This is a genomic window from Aliikangiella sp. G2MR2-5, assembly GCF_015687155.1.
Classification (GTDB): Bacteria; Pseudomonadota; Gammaproteobacteria; order Enterobacterales; family Kangiellaceae; genus Aliikangiella.
In genome coordinates this window covers 1-1421 of the sequence record NZ_JADPQF010000020.1, presented here as the reverse complement: position 1 = coordinate 1421, position 1421 = coordinate 1, and the positions used below count along the sequence as shown (strand labels likewise).

Annotated in this window: 1 pseudogene; it reads left to right on the top strand. The window is 44.0% G+C overall.

Features of this window, described 5'->3' with window-relative positions:
• A pseudogene (locus IYN84_RS20830) lies at window positions 1-1421 on the top strand (RHS repeat protein); the annotation flags it as partial.

Sequence of the window (1421 nt, the reverse complement as noted above, 5' to 3'; positions counted from 1 at the left end):
GATTTAAATAGCAGTCAGTCGCGTACAACCAGTTACACCTACAATTCAAATGGACAGGTAGAAACGGTTGATGGCCCGCGCACGGATGTTAATGATGTCACCACCTACACCTACGATGCAGCCGGTAATGTCCACACCATCACCAATGCACTGAATCATGTGGTAACTCTGGATAACTACGATGCCAGTGGCCGGGTCGGACGCATTCTGGATGCCAACGCAATTGAAACAACATTAACCTACACAACCCGTGGCTGGTTAAAAACTTCAACGAGCAATAATCTGACAACGCAATACGAGTATTACCCAACCGGTTCGGTTAAGAAAGTGATAATGCCAACCGGAGTGAGCATGACTTACTTTTACGATGACGGTGAAAGACTCACCGCGATTGAAGACAGTGAAGGCAATCGTATTGAATACACGCTGGACCTGGAGGGTAATGTCACCGAGCAGGTCATTAAGGATACTCAGGGCGCGCTCAAGTTTAAACAAACCAGTGTTTATAATGCGCTGGGGCAGTTAACTAAAACACTGGGCAATAATGGTCAGGTGAATGAAACCGCTTATGATGCTGATGGAAGTCCGGTAAGCAGTAACAATGCGTTGTCACAAACAACGTCGAGCACACTGGATGCGTTAAAACGTGTGACTAAAAGTGTTGACCCGGCACAGGGTGAAACTCAGTTTACCTATACTGACCAAGGACAGGTGGCGAGCGTCACTGATGCTGAAAATCGCACCACCAGTTATGACTACAATGCCTTTGGTGAAGTCACTCAGCTCACCAGTCCGGATACTGGCGTGACGACCTATACCTATGATGAAGCGGGTAATTTAAAAAGCAAAACCGATGCAAAAAACATTACGCTCAATTATCACTATGATGCACTGAATCGTTTAACTCAAATTACTTATCCGGATTCTTCGCTCAATGTCACTTATGGATATGATGAAGTCGCTAACGGTAATTATGTTGTCGGGCGTTTAACATCGATTACCGATAACACCGGCAGCACCACGTTTGAATACAATGCTTTTGGACAAGTAAGCAAAGAAACGCGAGTTATCAATAATCAAACCTATGTTACTCAATATCACTTTGATAGTTATGCTCGATTAAGCGGGCAAACCTATCCTTCGGGAATGCGTGTTGATTATGAATATGATACGCATGGCAAAGTCAGTCGAGTCACTGCTACGGTTAATGGTCAGTTGAAAGAGCTGGCTACCAATGTCGAGTCATTACCATTTGGTCCGTTAAGTGGTTTAACTTATGGTAATGGTTTAAGTCTGAATCGTCAGTTTGATACGGACTATCGACTGACCAATAGTGAACTGATTAATGTCAGACACCGTGAACTTAAATATGACCCGGTGAATAACATTAATGAAATTTATGACTGGAATGCGCAACAGGC